The sequence below is a fragment of the Anaerovibrio sp. genome (genome assembly GCF_045637405.1).
In the GTDB taxonomy this organism is placed as follows: Bacteria; Bacillota; Negativicutes; order Selenomonadales; family Selenomonadaceae; genus Anaerovibrio.
This window is the reverse complement of sequence record NZ_JAZTZI010000126.1, coordinates 1-1,543: the sequence shown is the minus strand read 5'-3', so window position 1 is coordinate 1,543 and position 1,543 is coordinate 1. Positions and strand designations below refer to the sequence as shown.

At 45.6% G+C, this 1,543-nt stretch carries 3 protein-coding genes; all 3 read left to right on the top strand.

What is annotated here, in order from left to right; translation table 11 throughout:
• Nucleotides 1–147 precede the first annotated feature (147 nt).
• Nucleotides 148–477 carry a type II toxin-antitoxin system RelE/ParE family toxin gene (locus ACKI5G_RS09125; RefSeq protein ID WP_407399681.1) on the top strand — a complete coding sequence of 110 codons (330 nt, stop codon included), beginning with the start codon at nucleotides 148–150 and terminating at the stop codon, nucleotides 475–477.
• 168 nt (nucleotides 478–645) lie between these two features.
• A complete protein-coding gene (gene def / locus ACKI5G_RS09120; protein ID WP_407399679.1) occupies nucleotides 646–1,113 on the top strand; it encodes a peptide deformylase in 468 nt (155 codons plus the stop codon).
• Nucleotides 1,110–1,543: methionyl-tRNA formyltransferase (locus ACKI5G_RS09115; protein ID WP_407399677.1), on the top strand; the 434-nt coding region annotated here is incomplete at its 3' end. The genes def and ACKI5G_RS09115, both read left to right, overlap by 4 nt.

Here is a 1,543-nt window from a genome sequence, read left to right as displayed (position 1 = left end):
GCCGGTTGGTAGTAATGGATATTGAGTATTATGAGCGTTTAGTGGGCAAAATAGATGAGGCACGTATGATAAATGAGGGGATAGCTGATTATGAAGCTGGTCGCGTCGTAGATGGCAAAAAATCTCTGAAAAAGATGAGGCACAAGTATGGCATCTGAAAAATATGGCTATGTATTGACAGAGACTGCCGAATCAGACATCGATGAACCACTTTCTTATATTGCAATTAATTTGGGAAATGTGCTTGCGGGTTCATCTTTGGCGGATGCATTTATGGAACAGATTGAAAATTTTTGTCTGCAACCAAGAGCCGGAACTTCTGTTGAAAATGAATTTCTAAAACGTGATGATGTTCGTTATTTTTTGGTTAAAAATTATATTGTTTATTACCTGGTTGATGATGTTTCAAAGAAGATAGTAGTATTACGCTTTGTTTATGGAAAACGCAATCAGTATAATATTTTAAGTGACTTATAAATGAGAATTCATAAGACTGCGGTTGGAATGACAAAACATTTTGACCGCAGTTTTTGTTTCCGGCGAACAGTTAGGAAATTAATGGTAACAAGTACGCTATAATTTGGACTTTCCTAGTGATATGTGATAAAATTAATTGGTTAACGAGAAGCATAGGAGGGTGTTTTTGTGGCACTATTAGATATTGTTAAAGCAGGGGACCCGGTGTTAAAGCAGGTGGCCCAGCCAATAGAAAAAGTTGACAGCAAGTTAAGAAAGCTTATGGATAACATGGCGGAGACCATGTACAAGGCTGATGGCGTGGGCCTGGCAGCACCACAGGTGGGCCAGTCCATTCGCATGGTGGTTATTGATGTGGGGGATGAAAATGGCCTTTTGACCTTGGTCAATCCGGTAATTACCCACAAGGAAGGCAGCGTCACCGACTCCGAGGGCTGCCTTAGCGTACCAAATGTATTCGGTGATGTGGAGCGGGCGGAAAAGGTTACGGTGGAATTCCTGAACCGCTGGGGCAAGAAAAAGCGCCTTACGGCTGACGGATTGCTGGCCCGGTGCATTCAGCATGAGCTGGACCATTTGGAAGGCTGTCTTTTTATTGATATAGCCAAGAGTATCAGACAGGGTGATAAGAAATGAGCAAGCTAAGAACTGTATTTATGGGAACCCCGGATTTTGCTGTGGGTTGTTTGCAGGTAATGCAGGAAAAAACCGAGGTTCTTATGGTGGTTACCCAGCCGGACCGGCCCAAAGGGCGGGGGCATAAGCTGACCCCATCCCCGGTGAAGGTTCAGGCCTTGGAATATGGCCTGCCGGTTTGGCAGCCGGAAAAGATCAAGACCGCTGATTGTGTGGCCAAATTGCAGGAACTCAATCCGGATTTGATTGTGGTAGTGGCCTTTGGGCAGATATTGTCTCAGGAGATTTTGGATATTCCCCGCTTGGGCTGCGTCAATGTTCATGCCTCTCTGTTGCCTCGTTATCGGGGGGCGGCACCGATTCACTGGTCCATTATTAACGGCGAGGCGGAGACCGGCGTCACCACTATGCTGAGGGATGCCGGCCTGGT

What these genes read in the sequence shown, in the direction of transcription:
- ACKI5G_RS09125 (WP_407399681.1), top strand. Translation starts at nt 148, where the DNA reads ATGGCATCTGAAAAATATGGCTATGTATTGACAGAGACTGCCGAATCA.